We start from the raw sequence: 16,641 nt of genomic DNA on the forward strand, positions 1-16,641 counted from the left end.
GTCAGTGCCCCAGGATCTTGCCGAGAAAGTCCCGGGCGCGATCGGTCGACGGGTTGCTGAAGAACGTCTCCGGATCGGAGTCCTCGATGATCGCCCCGTCGGCCATGAAGATGATGCGGTCGGCGGCCTTGCGCGCGAAGCCCATCTCGTGGGTGACGACCACCATCGTCATGCCCTCTTTCGCGAGGGACACCATCACGTCGAGCACCTCGTTGACCATCTCCGGGTCGAGCGCCGAGGTCGGCTCGTCGAACAACATGATCTTCGGGTTCATCGCCAGCGACCGGGCGATGGCCACGCGCTGCTGCTGGCCGCCGGAGAGCTGGGCGGGGTACTTGTCCTTCTGGCTGGCGATGCCGACGCGCTCGAGCAGTTCGAGGGCGCGCTTGCCGGCCTCGTCCTTGCTCTTCTTGCGCACCTTGATCGGCGCGAGCGTGACATTCTCGAGGATCGTCTTGTGCGAGAACAGGTTGAAGGACTGGAAGACCATTCCGACGTCGGCGCGGAGCCTGGCGAGGTCCTTGCCCTCGGCGGGCAGCACCTGCCCCTCGACCAGGATCTCGCCGCCGTCGATCGGCTCGAGGCGATTGATCGTGCGGCAGAGGGTGGACTTGCCCGAGCCCGACGGTCCGAGGACCACCACGACCTGACCGGCGGGGACCTCGAGATCGATGTCCTTGAGGACGTGCAACGACCCGAAGTGTTTCTGCACCCCGCGCATCGCGATCATCGGCTGGGACCCTGGGTCCGCGGACTTACTCGGCGAAACGGTCATTGGGGCACCCTATCGGCCGACGTGGAACACGGTGTCCTGTGGGAGTCGATTTGCGTGCGCCCCGTACCCTCGTAGGGGTGAGTATCGAGTTGTCGGATCGGCCTGAGCAGGCAGCACCCGCCGCGCGCAGTTATCAGGTCCGTACCTACGGCTGCCAGATGAACGTCCACGATTCCGAGCGCATCGCCGGTCTGCTCGAGGACGCCGGGTACGTGCGCGCCGGTGATGACGACCCCGCCGATCTCGTCGTCTTCAACACCTGCGCCATCCGGGAGAACGCCGACAACAAGCTGTACGGCAACCTGTCCCACCTCGCTCCGGTCAAGTCCGATCGGCCCGGCATGCAGATCGCCGTCGGCGGCTGCCTCGCGCAGAAGGACAAGGACACGGTGCTGTCCCGAGCACCGTGGGTCGACGTCGTCTTCGGCACACACAACATCGGGTCGCTGCCCGCGTTGCTCGATCGTGCCCGCCACAACGACGCCGCCCAGGTGGAGATCCTCGACGCGCTCGAGCGGTTCCCGTCGACCCTGCCGGCCAAGCGCGACTCCGCCTACTCGGGCTGGGTGTCGGTGTCGGTGGGGTGCAACAACACCTGCACGTTCTGCATCGTGCCGTCGCTGCGCGGCAAGGAGGTCGACCGCCGGCCGGGCGAGGTGCTCGCCGAGGTACAGGCCCTCGTCGACCAGGGTGTCGTCGAGGTGACTCTGCTGGGCCAGAACGTGAACGCCTACGGGATGTCCTTCGCCGATCCCGATCAGCCCCGCAACCGGGGCGCCTTCGCCGAACTGCTGCGCGCCTGCGGTGACATCGAGGGGCTCGAACGCGTCCGGTTCACCTCACCGCACCCCGCCGAGTTCACCGACGACGTGATCGAGGCGATGGCCCAGACGCCGAATGTGTGTCCGCAACTGCACATGCCGCTGCAGTCGGGGTCCGATCGCATCCTGCGCGCGATGCGCCGCAGCTACCGGCAGACCAAGTTCCTGGGCATCCTCGACAAGGTCCGCGAGGCCATGCCGCATGCGGCGATCACCACCGACATCATCGTCGGCTTCCCCGGCGAGACCGAGGAGGACTTCGAGGCCACCCTGGACGTCGTCGAGCGCGCCCGCTTCTCGAGCGCGTTCACCTTCCAGTACTCGCCCCGCCCCGGCACGCCCGCCGCGACGATGGCCGATCAGGTGCCGCCCGAGGTCGTGGCCGATCGCTACCGGCGTCTCATCGCGCTGCAGGAGCGGATCTGCCTGGCCGAGAACGAGGCGCTGGTCGGGACCGAGGTGGAGTTGCTCGTGGTCGCCGACGAGGGGCGCAAGTCGGCGAAGACCCAGCGCATGACCGGCCGCGCCCGGGACGGCCGCCTGGTGCACTTCGCGCCCGGAACGGCGTCGGGGATCCGCCCGGGTGACGTCGTGCACACGCAGCTCACCGCAGCTGCACCACACCATCTGATCGCCGATTCCGGCGTTCTCGCGCACCGTCGCACCCGCGCCGGCGACGCGCACGAACAGAGCCGTACCCCCACCACCGCGCCCGTCGGCGTCGGGCTCGGGCTGCCGGGGTTCGGTGCCCCCGCCGCCGTCCCGGCCGACGCCGGCTGCGGCAGTGGCTGCGGCAGCTGACCACCATCACGAAGTGAGGCGATGACCATGTCCGAGAATTCGGCGTCCGACAACGAGGCGTCCGGCAGCTCTGCGTCCGAGAAGGCCGCGTTCGAGCAGTACGAGAACGACCTGCGCAAGGCGGAACGGCGGGTGGCCGGCGAGATCGACCCGGGTGCGCGCGCGGTCGTCGTCGCCGTGGCCGTCGTCCTCGCCATGGTGTCGATGGTGTTGCCGCACACGGGATCCGTCACCGGGCTCGAGGTCCTCACCTTCACGCCCGAGGCGGCCGCCGAGCGCGTCACGATCGTGTCGAGGATCTTCGTCTACCTGGTGACGATCTTCGGCATCGTCGTCTCCATGCTCGCGCTGCTCACCCGCCGGTGGTTCCTGGCGTGGATCGCGCTGTGCGGGTGCGCCATCGCGTGCGTCGCCGGGATGCTGGCGTGGTGGTCGCGGAACACGCCGGGCGTCGGTGGCGTCGAGCCGCCGTCGGGCGTCGGCATCGGCCTTGTGCTGGGCTGGATCGCGGTCTTCGTGCTCACGTTCCACTGGTCCCGCGTCGTGTGGGCGCGGAGCTCCTATCAGCTCGCGCTCGAGGACGAGCGGCGCCGGCAGGCCGCCGAGCAGGAGGCCTACGCCGCAGCGCTGTACCGCAAGAACCCGAACGAGGACTGATCCGGCCGGCCCGACCGGACTCAGCGGTCGGTGACGGCACTCTCCGCGGCGGCGGCCCACTCGCGCCACTGCGCAGCCTGATCGCGCAACTTCGCGGCGTCGCGGTCCTTTCCGCGTTCGGCCGCCTTGCGTGCCTGGTCCTCGAGTTGCGCTGCGCGATCGGCGAATTGCGCCGCCCGCGCCAGTGCCTCGGGATCGGTCCGTTGCCACTGAGCGTCCTCGGCGTCGCGGATGCGCTTCTCCAGGGCCCGCGCGCGGGCCTCCAGGCTGTGCATCTGATCGCGCGGGACCTTGCCCAGTTCGTCCCACTGATCGCGGAACGACCGGAACTCGCGGCGGGCCGCGTCGAGATCGGCGGCCGGGTCGATGGCCTTCTCGGCGGCATCGAGCAGGGCGACCTTGGCGGTCGCGTTCGCGGAGAATTCCGCGTCGCGTTCCGACGACGCCGCGTTGCGGGCGCCGAAGAAGACGTCCTGTGCGGCCTTGAACCGCTGCCAGAGGGCCTCGTCGGTGTCCCGCGGGGCGCGGCCGGCCGCCTTCCACTCACCGAGCAGTTCCCGGAACTTGGCCGACGTCGGACCCCAGTCGGTGGAGCCGGACAGCTCCTCGGCGCGGGCGATGAGTGCTTCCTTGCGTTCCTTCGCACCGGCGCGCTCGCGGTCGAGTTCGGCGAAGTGCGCACCTCGCCGGCGATTGAAGGCGTCGCGCGCTTTGGCGTACCGCTTCCACAGCGCGTCGTCGGTCTTGCGGTCGACGCCCTTGATGGACTTCCACTCGTCCAGGATCTCGCGCAGCCGGTCGCCCGCGCTCTTCCAGTTGGTCGCGTCGGCGCCGATCTGCTCGGCCTCGGCGGCGAGGACCTCCTTGCGCGCGATGGCCTCCGACCGGGTCTTCTCGCGCTCGGCGCGGATGGTCTCGGCGACCTCGTCGGCGCTGCCGACGATGGCCTCGAGGCGGCGCTGCAGCGCGGCGACGTCACCGATCACATGCGCGTTGGGCAACTCGTCGAGCAGGTGCTTGGCGGCTTGCTGGGCCTTACGCGGGTCTCCCGAGCGGGCGGTGAGCCGTTCCTCGAGGATCTCGACCTCGGTGGCGAGGTCGTCGAACCGGCGTCCGAAGTGCGCAAGCCCCTCCTCGACCGTGCCGGCCTGCCACGAACCGATCTCGCGTTCGCCCTTGTCGGTCTTGAGCCACACGACACCCGACTCGTCGATACGACCGAAGCGGTGCGGATCGCCGGTGACGAGATGCGTGACGACCGGTTCGGACGCGATGCCTGGGCGGGGTCCGGGCTTGGGCCGGGGTCCCGGCTTGGGTCCCGGCTTCGGTGTGTCCTGCCCGGCGGGTGCCTGCTGGGGTTCGGAAGCCGATTCGGTCGGGTTGCTCATGTGCACGTGTCCTGCCGCTCAGTGGTGCCGCGCGTCACGGCTGCCGGTCGCTGGAGTCGGTTCTCGCCGGGCATCCTACGCCCGCGATCGCCGACAAGTACCGTTCCATTCAAGCAGTTCAGGCCCGTCGATGTGGCGTCCGTGCCGAGTTGGTGGGTCGCGGCGCGGGGTAACCGGCGCCGGGAGCGGAGCGAGCGGGCCGAATGTCACCGGCGCCGGGAGCGGAGCGAGCGGGCCGAATGTCACCGGCGCCGGGAGCGGAGCGAGCGGGCCTCGTGTGGTCGACTAGCGTCGTGGTGTGCTTGCGGCCGTCGTCTTCGTTCCGAGTGCCCCGCTGCTCGTCCCCGAGTTGGCCGGACCGGCCGCCTCCGACACCGAGCCGGTGCGGCGCGCAGCTCTCGACGCGGTCGCGGGCGCGCTCGGCGTCGACCGCTGGGTGGCGATCGGAACCGCCGACGGGTCGACCGCTGGCCTCGTGGGCGAGCCCTTGCGCGGCACCTTCGCGCGGTTCGGCGTGGACGTCCCGGTCACGATCGACTCCGCGATCACCGATGTTGCTATCGCCGATGTCGCGGTCACCGACCCGCTGCCCCGGATGAGTCTGTCGGCGCTGATCGCCGGGTGGATCGCCGAGCGGATGTCGCTGGGTCCGCTGAGCGTGTGCAGCGTCGGTTCCGCCACGCCGCCCGCGGAGTGCGTCGCGGTGGGTACCCGGCTGGCCGCCCGTCTCGACGAGGGCTCGGACGCCGTCGGGGTCCTGGTGGTGGGGGACGGGTCGACGGCGCTGACCGACAAGGCCCCCGGCGGGGGGCGTCGGGAATCGGCGGTGGCGCTGAACGACGCGATCGTGGCCGCGCTCGGATCGGCGGACACGGACACGCTGATGGCACTCGACCCTGCGAAGTGCGATGCCGAGGGCGTCGGCGGCCGGGTCGCGTGGCAGGTGGCGGCCGGCCTCGTCGGGGAACGGTCGGTCCGGGCGGTACCCGACTTCGCCGACGCGCCCTTCGGCGTGGGTTACGTGGTCGCGACCTGGACCGTCGACGACGGCGAGCACGCCCGATGACCGCGCCGCCCACCCCGATCGCTGTTGTCGGACCCACTGCCGGCGGCAAGTCCGATCTGGCCCTCGACCTCGCCGAACGGCTCGGCGGCGAGATCGTCAACATCGACGCGATGCAGCAGTACCGCGGCATGGACGTCGGGACGGCCAAGCTCCCGCCCGACGAACGCCGCGGCATCCCGCATCACCAACTCGACGTGCTCGACGTGACCGAGGTGGCGACGGTCGCGCGCTATCAGCAGGCCGCGCGGGCCGACGTCGACCGGTTGCGCGCCGCGGGTCGGGTCCCGGTGATCGTCGGGGGATCGATGATGTACGTCCAGGGACTCCTCGACGACTGGCAGTTCCCGGCCACCGACCCGCAGGTCCGCCGGCGTTACGAGGATCTGCTCGACGAGCGCGGAGTGGGCGAGTTGCACCGGCTGCTCGCGGAGGTCGACCCGGCCGCGGCGTCGACCATCCTGGCCACCGACGGTCGCCGTATCGTGCGGGCGCTGGAGGTGGTCGAGCTGACCGGTGCACCCTTCGCCGCGTCGCAGCCCACCATCGGCGAACCGCGCTGGGGCACGATCATCCTCGCCCTCGACCGGGACACCGAGGAACTCGACGATCGGATCCGCCGTCGGACGAGAGCGATGTTCGAGCAGGGCCTCGTCGACGAGGTGGAGGACCTCTGTTCCCGCGGCCTGCGAGAGGGACGCACCGCGTCGCAGGCGATCGGTTACAAACAGGTCCTCGCGGCGCTCGACGGCGAGTACGACCTCGCGCAGGCCGAGGAGCTGACCTTCATCGGCACCCGGCGTTATGTCCGTCGGCAGCGCTCGTGGTTCCGCCGCGATCACCGGGCGCAGTGGCTCGACGCCGCCGCACCCGATCTGCTCGACCGAGCGCTGCGCATCGTCGACGCGCCTTCCCCGTAGGCTGTGATCCGTGACTTCCGCCCCGCAGAGCAGTGCGAGCGACGGCCTGCACTTCGTCAAGGGTCATGGCACCCAGAACGACTTCGTGGTCCTCGCCGACCCCGACGCCGAGATCGCGCTCGACGCCGCTACGGTCGCGGCGCTGTGCGACCGGCAACGGGGGATCGGCGCCGACGGATTGCTGCGCGTCGCCCGCTCGGGCGCCCTCGTCGCGGCCGGTGTCCTCGACGCCCTGCCCGACGACGTGTCGGCCGACGACTGGTTCATGGATTACCGCAACGGCGACGGTTCGATCGCGGAGATGTGCGGCAACGGGGTACGCGTCTTCGCCCACTACGTCCGGGCGTCGGGACTCGTCGACACCGACACGTTCTCCGTCGGTTCCCGTGCGGGTGCCCGCGGCGTCACCATCCACTCCTTCGACGCCGTGCACGCCGAGGTCACGGTGGAGATGGGTCCGGCGCGGCTCGACGGGTCGTCGGTGGTCCGCATCGGTGACGACATCTACCCCGGTGCGATGGTCGACGTGGGGAACCCCCACCTGGCGTGCGTCGTCGCGGACATGACCGCGGCCGACCTCGACGCGGTCGACTTCTCCGCCGGCGTGATCATCGAGGCCGCCGACTTCCCGCACGGCGCGAACGTCGAGCTGCTGACCCCACCCGTGGAAGGCCCCGACGGCGGCCTGACCGCGCGGATGAGGGTGTTCGAGCGGGGCGTCGGGGAGACGCGCAGCTGCGGAACCGGCCTGGTCGCGGCGACGCGCGCCGCTCTCGACGCCCGCGGCGCGGACACCGGCGAGCTGCGCATCGGCATCCCCGGCGGTGAGGTCACCGTGACGATCCGTCCCGATGGCTCGACCCTGCGCGGGCCGTCGATGCTGGTCGCCGACGGGGTGCTGCGGCCCGGCTGGGAGCGCTGAGCTCGATATTCGCGTGCTCGGTCCTGGACGGTCGTGAGACCATGGTTCCCGTATGACCGAATCAGAAGCACAGATCATGTCCGCGGCCGATCTCGGGATCCGCGACACCGCGGATCCCACCACCGGCGAACTCCAACTGTCCGAGCGCGCCTCACTGCAGCGCATCGCGGGACTCTCCACCGAACTCACCGACGTCACCGAGGTCGAGTACCGGCAGCTACGACTCGAACGCGTGGTCCTGGTCGGCGTGTGGACCGAGGGCAGCGCGGCTGCCGCGAAGGCCAACATGACCGAGCTGGCCGCCCTCGCCGAGACAGCCGGTTCCCAGATCCTGGACGCGGTGATCCAGCGTCGCTCCAAACCCGATCCCGCCACCTACATCGGCAGTGGCAAGGCCGAGGAATTACGCGAGATCGTCCTCGCGACCGGCGCCGACACCGTCGTCTGCGACGGTGAGCTCACGCCCGCCCAGCTCAATGCGCTGGAGAAGGTGGTGAAGGTGAAGGTCATCGACCGCACCGCGCTGATCCTCGACATCTTCGCCCAGCACGCGACCTCTCGCGAGGGCAAGGCGCAGGTCTCCCTCGCGCAGATGGAGTACATGCTCCCGCGTCTGCGCGGCTGGGGTGAATCGATGTCCCGGCAGGCCGGTGGCCGGGCGGGCAGCAACGGCGGTGTGGGCCTGCGCGGTCCCGGTGAGACCAAGATCGAGACCGACCGTCGCCGCATTCGGGAGCGGATGGCCAAGCTGCGGCGCGAGATCCGTGGCATGAAGAAGGCGCGGAACACCAAACGTGCTGCGCGCAAGAGCGGTTCGATCCCGACGATCACCGTCGCCGGCTACACCAACGCGGGCAAGTCCAGCCTGGTCAACGCGATGACCGGCGCTGGTGTCCTCGTGCAGGACGCGTTGTTCGCGACCCTGGATCCCACCACCAGGCGGGCGACGCTCGACGACGGCCGCGCGGTCGTCTTCACCGATACGGTCGGGTTCGTCCGGCATCTGCCGACCCAGCTCGTCGAGGCGTTCCGGTCGACGCTCGAGGAGGTCGTCGACGCCGATCTGCTTCTGCACGTCGTGGACGGTGCGGACGCCTTCCCGATGGAGCAGATCTCGGCCGTCCGTCAGGTCATCAACGAGATCGTCGCCGAAGAGGGCGTCACCGCGCCGCCGGAGTTGTTGGTCATCAACAAGATCGACGCCATCGACGGCAACCGCCTCACCGAGTTGCGTGGCGCGCTCGGTCCGGATGCGGTGTTCATCTCCGCCCGAACCGGTGAGGGACTGCCCGAACTCTTCGGGCGGGTGCGCGAGTTCGTCGGTCGCGAGGACGTCGAGATGACCATCGAGGTGCCGTTCGACCGGGGTGATGTCGTGTCTCGCGTCCACAGCGAGGGCGAGGTCATCTCGTCGGAGCACACCGAGACCGGCACCACGATGAAGGTCCGCGTCCCGGCCGCTTTCGCGGGCGAGATCGCGGACCTCCGGATCTGAGCGCTTCGCCGGTTGTACGGACCCAGTCGGCTGTACGGACCCAGTCGGCTGTACGGACCTAGTCGGCTGTACGGACCTAGTCGGCGTCGAGATCCTTCTCGACGAGACCGACGATGGTGTCGAGCGCGGCCTGGTCGTCGGCCGTCACGACCACGCGGGTGCCCTTCTCGGCCCCGAGCGTCATGATCATCAGCGCCGACCCCGCGTCCACCGGGTCACCGCCCTCGAGGCCCAGCGTCACCGGGCTGCCGGTCTCGGCGACCGCCTCGGCGATGATCGTGGCGGGGCGGGCGTGCAATCCGACTGCGGAGCCGACGGTGGCGGTGGTGCTGGGCATGGGAACTCCTTCGAGTGTTGTCGTGTGTTCTGTGGTGGTTGTCGGGCGATTCGGTGCCGGGGAGCGCCCCGGATGTCAGGTGGTCGTGTGATCGGGTGTCAGACGGCGACCGCCTCGAGTTCGTCGAAGGCGACGGCGTCGCGACTGCGGTGCACCTGCTTGGCCGCGACCACCAGGACAGCGGACAGCACCGTACCGGCGACCAGCGCGACGAGGAACAGGACCCAGTTGTTCATGGCGAAGAAGACGAAGATGCCGCCGTGCGGGGCGCGCAGTTCGACGCCGAAAGCCATGATCAGCGCACCGCTGAGGGCACCACCGGCCATCATCGACGGGATGACCCGGAAGGGGTCGACCGCGGCGAACGGGATGGCACCTTCGGAGATGAACGACGCGCCGAGGAGCCATGCGGCCTTGCCGTTCTCGCGCTCCGGTTCGGTGAACAGGCCCGGTCGGACGACGGTGGCGAGAGCCAGGGCGAGCGGGGGCACCATGCCGGCACACATGACCGCCGCCATGATCTGGAACTGCGCGGGTCCGGCAGTCGCCGCGTCGGCGATCCCGGCGGTGGCGAACAGGTACGCGCTCTTGTTGACCGGTCCGCCGAGGTCGAAGCACATCATCAGGCCGAGCACGATGCCGAGGGCGATGGCCGATCCGCCGGACATGCTCTCGAGGCCGCTGTTCATCTGCTCGGTCAGCCAGGCGAGCGGTTTGCCGAGGACCATGTAGAGCAGTCCGCCGACGATCATGCTGCCGAACAGCGGGATGACCACGACCGGCATGAGACCACGAGCCCACTGGGGCACCGGGGTCCGCGCGATCCACAGGCACACCACGCCGGCGATGAGACCGCCGATCAGTGCGCCGATGAAGCTGGCGCCCACGGCGAGCGAGACGATGCCGGCCACGAAACCGGGTGCGATACCGGGGCGGTCGGCGATCGCGAAGGAGATGTAGCCCGCGAGGACCGGTACGGCCAGGCCCATCACGCCCGAGCCGATCGCGAAGCTCACCGCGCCCAGGTACTGCAACAACCCGCCCGCCGGCAGATCCCAGAGGCTGTTGTTCAGGGCGATGAACGCGCCGTCGCTGAGGGTGCCGCCGTCGTCGAGGTTCGTGTTGGCGACCTCGTAGCCGGCGAGCAGGAAGCCGAGCGCGATGAGCAGTCCGCCCGCCGCGACGAACGGGATCATGTAGCTCACACCGGTCATGAGTGCCTGGCGTGTACGGCCGGCGAGACCGATGCCCGACTTCGACGAGTCGGCCGCGTCCGCGTCCGCGCCGTCGCCGGTGACGCGCGCCGCGTTCGGGTCGCGCCCCGCCGCGACCGCCTCGGCGATCATGGCGTCGGGCTCGTTGATGGCGCGCTTCACCCCGGATGCGATGACGGGTTTGCCGCGGAACCGGTTGCGGTCCTTGACCCCGACGTCGGTGGCGAAGATGACGGCGTCGGCCGACGCGATCACATCCGGATCGAAGGCCGTGGTCGCCGAGGACCCCTGGGTCTCCACCGCGAACTCGACGCCGGCCCGCTCGGCGGCGTACTTCAGGGCGTCGGCCGCCATGTAGGTGTGGGCAATGCCGGTCGGGCATGCGGTGATCGCGACGATGCGCGGCGTGGCCGGTCCCGGGTCCGGGGTCCGGTCCGAGTCCGGGTGGGCCGGCGCACCTTCGGGTTCCGTGGTCGACGTCGCTGGTGCTGCCGCGGCGGCCGGGGCAGTGGTCGACGGGGCAGGGGTCGACGGGGTGGCGGTCGGCGCGGTGGCGGGGGCCGGGGGTGCGGGGTCGATGGCCTCGTTGACCAATTCGATGACCCGCTCCTCGTTCTCGGCCGCGCGGAGCGAGGCCACGAAGTCGGGCCGGACGAGTGAGCGGGCCAGCGAGCTGAGGAGCTTCATGTGCGCACTGGCACCCCCCTCGGGCGCGGCGATGAGGAAGACCAGGTCGGCCGGCCCGTCCGGTGCGCCGAAGTCGACCGTGCGGGACAGCCGCGCCATGGCGAGACTGGCCGCGGTCACCGACGCGGTACGGGCGTGCGGGATGGCGATGCCGCCGGGAAGTCCGGTGGTGGACTTGGCTTCTCGGTCCAGTGCGGCCCGCGCGAGGTCGGCGGGATCGGTGGTCCGGCCGGCCGCGGCGAGGGCGTCGGCGAGCGTGGTGATGACGGCGGCGGGATCGCCGCCGGCGTCGACGTCGAGACTCACCGTCTGCGCGGTGATGATCTGCTCGGTCATGGGATGTCCTTCGGTGGAAAGGGTGGGGTCGGTGCTGGGTGGGTCGATGGTGGATGGAGTCGGTGCTGGATGGGTGCGGTGTTGGATGGATGTGGGGACTCGCCGGGACGGTGCCGTCAGGTCATGCGCGCGGCTCCCGACAGTTCGGTCACCCGCACGCCGGGGAGGTCGAGGTGGTCGGGCGTGGGGGCCTGGGTGCCGGCGAGCGATGCGGCCGCCGCGCCGTACGCCACGGCCGACCGGAGGCAGTCGGCGGGCGCGGCCCCGGTGCTCTGCGCGATGAGGTAGCCGGCCAGTGACGAGTCGCCGGCGCCGACGGTGCTGCGCGGGACGATCGGCGGCGGGGTCGCCGACCACACGCCGGATGCGGTGACCAACACGGCCCCGACGGCGCCGAGGGTGGCGAGGACGTTGCCCCCGATCTGTTCGGCGATGATCGCAGCGGCGTCGATGACCGGTCCGAGATCGTTGCGCGCGAGTGCTTCTCGGAGCTGTCCGGGGTCGGCGCCGGCCAGTTCGGCGAGCTCGTCCTCGTTGGGCTTGATCAGGTCGACGCGACCGGTGACGCTGGCACGGAGGGGAGCGCCCGAGGTGTCCACCGCGACCCGGCAGCCGGCGAGGACGAGGTCGTCGGCGATCGAGCGGTACCAGTCGTCGGGGACGCCGGGAGGCAGCGACCCGCAGAGGGTGACCCACTGCGCGGAGCCGGCGTGCTCACGGATCAGCCCGACGAGCGCCTCGCGGTCCGGGCCCGTCAAGGTGACGCCCGGTGCGTTGATCTTGGTGGTCGTCCCGTCGGATTCGGCGATGGTGATGTTGGACCGGACCTCGCCGTCGACCGGCACGGCGTCGTAGGGGAGTGCGAGGTCGTCGAGTGCGGCCCGCAGCGGGTCGCCCGGCCGCGCCGGGAGCAGTGCGCGGGTGGCCAGGCCGGCGGCCGCGACGACCCGGGCCACGTTGACGCCCTTGCCGCCCGGCTCGGTGCGGACCACGCCGGCGCGCTGCACCTCGCCGCGGGCGAGCGGTGCGCCGAGTTCGAGGGTGCGGTCGAGGCTCGGGTTGGCGGTGACGGTGACGATCATGCGATCACGACCTCGACGCCACGCGCGGACAGGGCCGCCGAATAGGCCGGGTCGATCCCGGAGTCGGTGATGAGGACGTCGACGTCGTCGAGTCCGGCGAAGGAGGTGAGGTCCTCCCGGTCCATCTTCGAGCTGTCGGCGAGGACCACGACGCGTTGTGCGGCCGCGACCATCGCCGCCTTGACCGCGGCCTCGTCGGGGTCGGGTGTCGACAACCCGTGGGCCTCGCTCAGCCCGTTCGTCCCGATGAAGGCGGTGGTCACGCGCAGTCGGCGAAGCGCGTCCACGGTCTCGACGCCCACGGTCGCCTGGGTGAGACCGCGTACGCGACCGCCGAGGGCATGGAGACCGTCGGGATGGGTGCCCGCGAGCAGGCCGGCGATGGGCAGGCTGTTGGTGAACAGGGTGAGCCTCCGATCGGGTGCGGTCGCCTCGGCCGCGCGGTACGTGGTGGTGCCGGCGTCGAAGAGCACCGAACCGCCGTCGGGCGGCAGGAACCGGATGGCCGCGCGGCCGATCGCGGTCTTCTGCTCGATCTGGCTCGACTCTCGTTCGTCGATCCCGAGCTCGCCGAGGGTGCGCATGATCTCGGCGCGTACGGCGCCGCCGTGGACCCGCTGGAGATGTCCGGCGCGTTCCAGTACCGCGAGATCGCGTCGGACGGTCTCGCTGGTGACGTCGAATTTCTCGGCGAGCGCGGCCACGGATGCCCGCCCCGCGAGGCGCACCTCGTCGACGATCGCCTGTTGTCTCTCCTCGGCGTACACACGGCTCCGATCTCCGGTTTCGACCACCCCGCTTGTTGAGGCGTGTGGGATTGGATGTTGTAGTTACTGTGTTTACGCCTGTTTGTGTTGACAAGTCAAGCACTTTTTGTAACGGTGGTCACATCGGTAGTCGAATGAGAGGCAAGACGATGGCGCAGATCCTGACGGGAACCCCGGTGGTCGGCGGGTTGGCCCACGGTCCCGCGCTGTGGCCGGGCGAGCGACCCGATCACTCGCCGGAGAAGCTCGGCGTCGGTGTGGAGATCGCCGAGGAACGGCGCGCCGACGAGGTCACGCGCTTCGCCACCGCGGCCGGCGCCGTCGCCGCGCGGCTGCGCACGCGCGCGTCGCAGAACACCGGGGTGACGGCCGAGGTGCTCGCCGCGACGGCGGGCCTGGCCGAGGACCGCGGCTGGATCGGTGCCGCGACCGCGCTCATCGGCAAGGGCGCCCCCGCCGAGGCCGCTGCCGTCGCGGCCACCGAACAGTTCGCGGCGGTGTTCACCAAGCTCGGCGACTGATGGCCGAGCGGGTCACCGATCTCAACGACGTGCGCGACCGGGTCCTCGCCGAACTGCTCGGCCTACCCGAACCTGGTGTGCCCACTCCGGAGGTGCCGTCGGTCCTGCTCGCCGACGACCTCGCGCCCGCCGACACCGCGGGCCTCGACCCCACGAGCACCATCGCCCTCGTCACCCGCCTCGGCGGACCGACCAGCCACACCGCGATCATCGCGCGCCAGCTGGGGATCCCGTGCGTGGTGGCGGTGGCCGACCTGGACGAGATCGAGCCCGGCACAACCGTTCTCGTCGACGGCAGCACCGGGCGAATCGAGGTGGAGCCCGATGCGGAGGCGGCCCGGGCTCGCGTCGACGAGGATCGGCGGCATGCCGCACTCGTCGCCGGCTGGACCGGTCCGGGGCAGACCGCCGACGGGGTGGCCGTGGCGGTGCTCGCCAACGTCGCCGACGGATCGTCGGCACGCGCCGCGGCCGGGTACCCCGTCGAGGGCGTCGGGCTCTTCCGCACCGAACTCGCGTTCCTCGAGCGTGCCGACGAACCGTCGGTGGACGAGCAGGCCGCGATCTACCGGGAGGTGCTCGATGCGTTCGACGGGCAGAAGGTGGTCATCCGCACCCTCGACGCCGGGTCCGACAAACCGCTCCGGTTCGTGACCCATCCCGACGAATCGAACCCAGCGCTCGGCGTGCGGGGCGATCGGATCGCGTTGGCGCACCCCGAGATCCGCGCGCATCAGCTCGACGCGATCGCGCAGGCCGCGTCGGGGTCGGCCGTCGCGCCGTGGGTCATGGCGCCGATGATCGCCTCGCCGGCGGAGGCGCGCACCTTCGCCGCCGAGGTCCGCGGCCGTGGTCTGGTCGCCGGGGTGATGATCGAGGTGCCCGCGGCGGCGATCCTGGCCGAAGCCGTCCTCGCCGAGGTGGACTTCGTGTCCATCGGCACCAACGATCTGACCCAGTACACGATGGCGGCCGACCGGATGTCGGCCGATCTCGCCGGACTGACCGACCCGTGGCAACCGGCCGTGTTGAGCCTCATCGCGGGTGTCGCGGCAGCGGGTGCACGGCAGGGAAAGCCGGTCGGGGTGTGCGGCGAGGCCGCCGCCGATCCGAACCTCGCCTGCGTGCTCGTCGGTCTCGGGGTCACCTCGCTGTCCAGCGCGCCGGCTGCTGCCGCGGCCGTGGGGGCCCGGCTCGGCGAGGTGTCCGCACCGGACTGTCGGGCCGCCGCCGAGGCCGCCCTGGCCACCTCGGATCCCGCCGCGGCGCGCGAGGCTGCCGCGGCGGTGCTCGACGGTTCGGTCGGTGGAGAGGTCAGACTCGCCGCATCACGGTGACGACCTTGCCGAGGATGACGGCATCGTTGCCCGGGATCGGATCGAACAGTTCGTTGTGCGGCATGAGCCAGACGTTGGGGCCCTGACGCTTGAAGGTCTTCACGGTGGCCTCGCCGTCGATCATGGCCGCGACGATGTCGCCGTTGTCGGCGACGTTCTGCTGCCGGACCACGACCCAGTCGCCGTCGCAGATCGCGGCGTCGATCATCGACTCGCCGACGACGCGCAACAGGAAGAGCGATCCCTCGCCGACCAGCTCACGGGGCAGGGGGAAGACGTCCTCGACGGCCTCCTCGGCCAGGATCGGACCGCCGGCCGCGATTCGGCCGAGAACCGGCACGAAGGTCGGCTCGGGCAGCTGACCGGCCGACGGGGTGTCCGGCGACGGGGTGTCACTCGGGGCGATGTTGACCGCACGGGGACGGTTCGCGTCGCGCTTGAGCAGCCCCTTGCGTTCCAGCGTCCGCAACTGATGGGCCACCGACGACGTCGAGGCCAGGCCGACCTCGTCGCCGATCTCCCGGATGCTCGGCGGATAACCGCGCTCGCGCACCGAGCGGCGGATCACCTCCAGGACCCCGGCCTGTCGCGGGGTGAGTGAGGCCTCGGCGGCGGCGGCGTCGAACGGGGCCTCGTCGTCGGCGCCCCGCGCTCGGCCGCCCTATCGCCGGTGTCACTCATGTTCGGTTCCTCTCGTCTTCGGAACGTGCTGGTAGATGGCTTGCGCCGGGTCCGAGCCTAGCGGAGTGCGACCGGCACCTCAAACATTTGTTCGATGTGTCGCGAGACTTTGTCGGGACGTCGTGCTACAAATTCGAACATCAGTGCATCGAACATCTGATCTTTCGAACACCGACCGCCACACCCCGCACGATCCAGACACCAGAACACCGGAGGGCACCATGCGCACCGCCACTCTCGTCGCTCCCGTCCGCACCGACCGTCCCGACGCTGTCCGGCCCCCCACCGACCGCGCCGATCGGGTCCGGACGCGCGCCCCGCTGTCCGACGGCGGCCGCCCGATAGACAACCGGCCGGCCGGCACCCGACCGCGGGGTGCGTCGCCGGTGACCCCGCGGGTGGGCGGTACCCACTGTGGTTCTTCGGTCGGGGTGCGCGGGCGTGGCCCGGTCGGACCCGACGCGGCGGTGTTCCGTCGCCGCCGCCGCACCGCGGTCGCGCTCCTCGCCGGCGTCGGGCTGGCGTTCGTCGTGTGGGTGTTCGGTGTCGTGGGCCAGAACTACTCGGACTCGCTGACCCCGTCCGCCGTGAGTGCCGAGGTCGTCCACGTGCGCTCGGGGGACTCGCTCAGCTCGATCGCCGGCCGGGTGGCACCCGAGATGCCGCGCGAGGTCGTGATCGACGAGATCGTCGCGATGAACGATCTGGGGTCGAGCGCGCTGCAGGTGGGCCAGCCCCTGCTCACCCCCGGTACCGCTGAGGCCGGGCGGTATCCTCGATGTCACAGGGGCCGGCCGACAAGCGGCGGGGCGCACGCTTCGGGTGCGTTCCAGCGTC

The 16,641-nt window shown here is 70.7% G+C and carries 13 protein-coding genes and 2 pseudogenes; 7 read left to right on the top strand and 8 right to left on the bottom strand.

Features of this window, described 5'->3' with window-relative positions; genetic code table 11:
* Position 1 precedes the first annotated feature (1 nt).
* Positions 2-730 carry an amino acid ABC transporter ATP-binding protein gene (locus tag MVF96_RS10780; RefSeq protein ID WP_171011537.1) on the bottom strand — a complete coding sequence of 243 codons (729 nt, stop codon included), beginning with the start codon at positions 728-730 and terminating at the stop codon, positions 2-4.
* A 134-nt stretch (positions 731-864) separates the two neighbouring features.
* On the opposite strand from MVF96_RS10780, the gene miaB reads away from it, so the two are divergent.
* The gene (miaB, locus tag MVF96_RS10785) at positions 865-2,397 is read left to right on the top strand and encodes a tRNA (N6-isopentenyl adenosine(37)-C2)-methylthiotransferase MiaB (protein WP_247452092.1); all 1,533 of its coding nucleotides are present in this window, start codon (positions 865-867) and stop codon (positions 2,395-2,397) included.
* A 21-nt stretch (positions 2,398-2,418) separates the two neighbouring features.
* Complete coding sequence (locus tag MVF96_RS10790) at positions 2,419-3,054, top strand: Rv2732c family membrane protein (RefSeq protein ID WP_078112298.1); 636 nt, start codon at positions 2,419-2,421, stop codon at positions 3,052-3,054.
* A gap of 20 nt (positions 3,055-3,074) precedes the next feature.
* Here the strand turns inward: MVF96_RS10790 and MVF96_RS10795 are convergent, their stop codons facing one another.
* Positions 3,075-4,442, bottom strand: a complete 1,368-nt coding sequence (locus tag MVF96_RS10795; RefSeq protein WP_226513123.1) for a DUF349 domain-containing protein — start codon at positions 4,440-4,442, stop codon at positions 3,075-3,077.
* A gap of 298 nt (positions 4,443-4,740) precedes the next feature.
* Here MVF96_RS10795 and MVF96_RS10800 point away from each other — a divergent pair, with 298 nt between their 5' ends.
* Genes MVF96_RS10800 through hflX form a run of 4 tightly spaced genes read left to right on the top strand, consistent with a single transcriptional unit; the run spans position 4,741 to position 8,842 of the window.
* Positions 4,741-5,508 (top strand): class III extradiol ring-cleavage dioxygenase family protein, encoded by a 768-nt coding sequence (locus MVF96_RS10800; RefSeq protein ID WP_247451973.1) that lies wholly within the window; start codon positions 4,741-4,743, stop codon positions 5,506-5,508.
* The gene (gene miaA / locus MVF96_RS10805; RefSeq protein WP_247451974.1) at positions 5,505-6,425 is read left to right on the top strand and encodes a tRNA (adenosine(37)-N6)-dimethylallyltransferase MiaA; all 921 of its coding nucleotides are present in this window, start codon (positions 5,505-5,507) and stop codon (positions 6,423-6,425) included. Before MVF96_RS10800 ends, miaA begins: the two co-directional genes overlap by 4 nt.
* A gap of 10 nt (positions 6,426-6,435) precedes the next feature.
* The gene (gene dapF, locus MVF96_RS10810) at positions 6,436-7,347 is read left to right on the top strand and encodes a diaminopimelate epimerase (RefSeq protein WP_247451975.1); all 912 of its coding nucleotides are present in this window, start codon (positions 6,436-6,438) and stop codon (positions 7,345-7,347) included.
* Positions 7,348-7,399: 52 nt separating this feature from the next.
* On the top strand, positions 7,400-8,842 hold the full coding sequence (gene hflX / locus MVF96_RS10815) for a GTPase HflX (protein WP_226513127.1): 1,443 nt from the start codon (positions 7,400-7,402) through the stop codon (positions 8,840-8,842).
* A gap of 76 nt (positions 8,843-8,918) precedes the next feature.
* Here the strand turns inward: hflX and MVF96_RS10820 are convergent, their stop codons facing one another.
* The 4 genes from MVF96_RS10820 to MVF96_RS10835 all read right to left on the bottom strand — a co-directional run bounded on the left by MVF96_RS10820 (position 8,919) and on the right by MVF96_RS10835 (position 13,265).
* Positions 8,919-9,179, bottom strand: coding sequence for an HPr family phosphocarrier protein (locus tag MVF96_RS10820; protein WP_058250193.1), 261 nt, complete (start codon positions 9,177-9,179; stop codon positions 8,919-8,921).
* A gap of 98 nt (positions 9,180-9,277) precedes the next feature.
* Positions 9,278-11,416, bottom strand: a complete 2,139-nt coding sequence (locus tag MVF96_RS10825) for a PTS fructose transporter subunit IIABC (protein ID WP_226513128.1) — start codon at positions 11,414-11,416, stop codon at positions 9,278-9,280.
* Between the two features lie 116 nt (positions 11,417-11,532).
* Positions 11,533-12,498 (bottom strand): 1-phosphofructokinase family hexose kinase, encoded by a 966-nt coding sequence (locus MVF96_RS10830; protein ID WP_247451976.1) that lies wholly within the window; start codon positions 12,496-12,498, stop codon positions 11,533-11,535.
* Positions 12,495-13,265, bottom strand: coding sequence for a DeoR/GlpR family DNA-binding transcription regulator (locus MVF96_RS10835; RefSeq protein WP_068969892.1), 771 nt, complete (start codon positions 13,263-13,265; stop codon positions 12,495-12,497). Before MVF96_RS10835 ends, MVF96_RS10830 begins: the two co-directional genes overlap by 4 nt.
* Positions 13,266-13,414: 149 nt before the next feature.
* Here MVF96_RS10835 and MVF96_RS10840 point away from each other — a divergent pair.
* Positions 13,415-15,123, top strand: a pseudogene (locus tag MVF96_RS10840) (phosphoenolpyruvate--protein phosphotransferase).
* On the opposite strand, the pseudogene lexA reads toward MVF96_RS10840, so the two are convergent.
* Both lexA and MVF96_RS24635 read right to left on the bottom strand, forming a co-directional pair.
* Positions 15,101-15,804 (bottom strand): annotated as a pseudogene (gene lexA / locus MVF96_RS10845) (transcriptional repressor LexA). The pseudogenes MVF96_RS10840 and lexA overlap by 23 nt on opposite strands.
* A gap of 559 nt (positions 15,805-16,363) precedes the next feature.
* Positions 16,364-16,549, bottom strand: a complete 186-nt coding sequence (locus MVF96_RS24635; protein WP_418930430.1) for a hypothetical protein — start codon at positions 16,547-16,549, stop codon at positions 16,364-16,366.
* Positions 16,550-16,641 lie beyond the last annotated feature (92 nt).

It is taken from the genome of Gordonia hongkongensis (genome assembly GCF_023078355.1).
Taxonomy (GTDB): Bacteria; Actinomycetota; Actinomycetes; order Mycobacteriales; family Mycobacteriaceae; genus Gordonia; species Gordonia hongkongensis.

What these genes read in the sequence shown, in the direction of transcription:
- MVF96_RS10790 (WP_078112298.1), top strand. Translation starts at nt 2,419, where the DNA reads ATGACCATGTCCGAGAATTCGGCGTCCGACAACGAGGCGTCCGGCAGC.
- MVF96_RS10795 (WP_226513123.1), bottom strand. Translation starts at nt 4,442, where the DNA reads ATGAGCAACCCGACCGAATCGGCTTCCGAACCCCAGCAGGCACCCGCC.
- MVF96_RS10830 (WP_247451976.1), bottom strand. Translation starts at nt 12,498, where the DNA reads ATGATCGTCACCGTCACCGCCAACCCGAGCCTCGACCGCACCCTCGAA.
- hflX (WP_226513127.1), top strand. Translation starts at nt 7,400, where the DNA reads ATGACCGAATCAGAAGCACAGATCATGTCCGCGGCCGATCTCGGGATC.
- MVF96_RS10825 (WP_226513128.1), bottom strand. Translation starts at nt 11,416, where the DNA reads ATGACCGAGCAGATCATCACCGCGCAGACGGTGAGTCTCGACGTCGAC.
- MVF96_RS10780 (WP_171011537.1), bottom strand. Translation starts at nt 730, where the DNA reads ATGATCGCGATGCGCGGGGTGCAGAAACACTTCGGGTCGTTGCACGTC.
- miaA (WP_247451974.1), top strand. Translation starts at nt 5,505, where the DNA reads ATGACCGCGCCGCCCACCCCGATCGCTGTTGTCGGACCCACTGCCGGC.
- MVF96_RS10820 (WP_058250193.1), bottom strand. Translation starts at nt 9,179, where the DNA reads ATGCCCAGCACCACCGCCACCGTCGGCTCCGCAGTCGGATTGCACGCC.